Source organism: Candidatus Similichlamydia epinepheli, assembly GCF_003056015.1.
Map to the genome: position 1 here is coordinate 1 of NZ_PPEU01000122.1, position 1,649 is coordinate 1,649.

The window sequence follows — 1,649 nt, forward strand, 5'->3', positions numbered from 1 at the left end:
GCTATTCAAAACAATCGACTCGTCTTTATTTTCTGCCGACACGGAAGGCTCCAATTAGAATTACGTCAAACATCCAAGTTTCTAACAGCAAGAGCATGTTTTTCAATAAAGGCACGCCTTGGAGGAACTTCTTCTCCCATCAAAACGTCAAACATCGACTCCGTCTCTTCTACATCTCGAATCGACACTTGAATAAGTGTTCTTTTGTCCGGATCCATCGTAGTTTCCCACAACTGATCTGCATTCATCTCACCTAATCCCTTATATCTTTGAACAGTAACACTGCGACGTCCAGCCTCCTTAAGTTGGTCCAAAAGAGACTTCAAAGAATAAATAGGAATCGTTTCTTGCAAAACTTTTAGATTGAAAATTTCGCCTTTGTCCATCAATAAATGACAAACACTCAATGACAATGGAGTAAGTTCTGATTGAATCTTTCCCAATGTAGAAAGCTTCAACCTAGCAACCTCGTCACTGCTAGAATCAGGCACATCACTTTCTTCATAAAAAAAAGAAACTTTTCTACCAGAATCTACAACGACTATTTCAGGTATCATTCCACTTTCATCAATTTCCTTAAGAATCTTTAGAAAAGGAACAGAATCTTTCTCACAAGAGAATGCAAACTGTTCTAGCTTCAAACACGCTTCAACCAAATTATTCTTTTCAGATTGATTAAGAATTTTTCCATCTGACGTGGATATAACTACCTCATTCAATGAAAAATCAATCAAGGACCTGCTCATTTCATTTTCCGAATGAATATATTGGAACCTTTTTTGACGACTCATTCTAAACAAAGGCGGAAGAGCAATGTAAATATGACCTAATTCAAAAAGTGGACGCATATATCGATAAAAAAAGGTAAGAAGTAATGTTCTAATATGCGATCCATCTACGTCCGCATCTGTCATAATAATGATTTTTTTATACCTTAAACGAGATAAGTTAAACGACTCTCCACCAATTCCACATCCTAGAGATGCAATAAGAGCACGCACTTCTTGATTTTGCAAAACTTTGTCTAGTTTTGCTTTTTCTACGTTAAGAATTTTACCACGTATAGGTAAAACAGCCTGAAAACGACGATCACGACCCATTTTTGCAGAGCCACCAGCTGAATCCCCTTCGACAATGTAGATTTCACAAAGATTAGGATCACGCTCCTGACAATCTATCAACTTTCCAGGAAGTCGAGCACTATCAAGAGCAGATTTTCTTAAAACAAGATCTCTGGCTTTTCTTGCAGCATCACGAGCTTGCGCAGATAAAATAGCTTTTTCACAAATTTGTTTTGCCGATGAAGGATTCTCCTCCAAGAAACTTGTTAGCCAATCTCCAGTTAATTGCTGAACAAAAGAACCAGCCTCAGCATTGCTTAATCTCTGTTTAGTCTGCCCCTCGAACTGTGGGTTTGGTAATTTAACAGAAATTACCGCGGTAAGCCCTTCTCTAGCGTCATCTCCAGAAACAGAATATTTTTCAAATTTTGCAATTCCAGAACGCTTCATCCAGCTATTTAGAACACGTGTTAAAGCAGTGCAAAATCCAGTTACGTGACTTCCTCCTTGTTTTGTACAAATATTGTTCGCATAAGAAACAATCAATTCTGAACAAGAAACATTCCAACGCAACGCTATTGACACTTG

Annotated in this window: 1 protein-coding gene; it reads right to left on the reverse strand. The window is 37.9% G+C overall.

What is annotated here, in order from left to right; genetic code table 11:
- Positions 1-65 precede the first annotated feature (65 nt).
- A partial coding sequence (locus GCCT14_RS04745; protein WP_239978383.1) for a toprim domain-containing protein occupies positions 66-1,649 on the reverse strand: 1,584 nt, incomplete at its 5' end.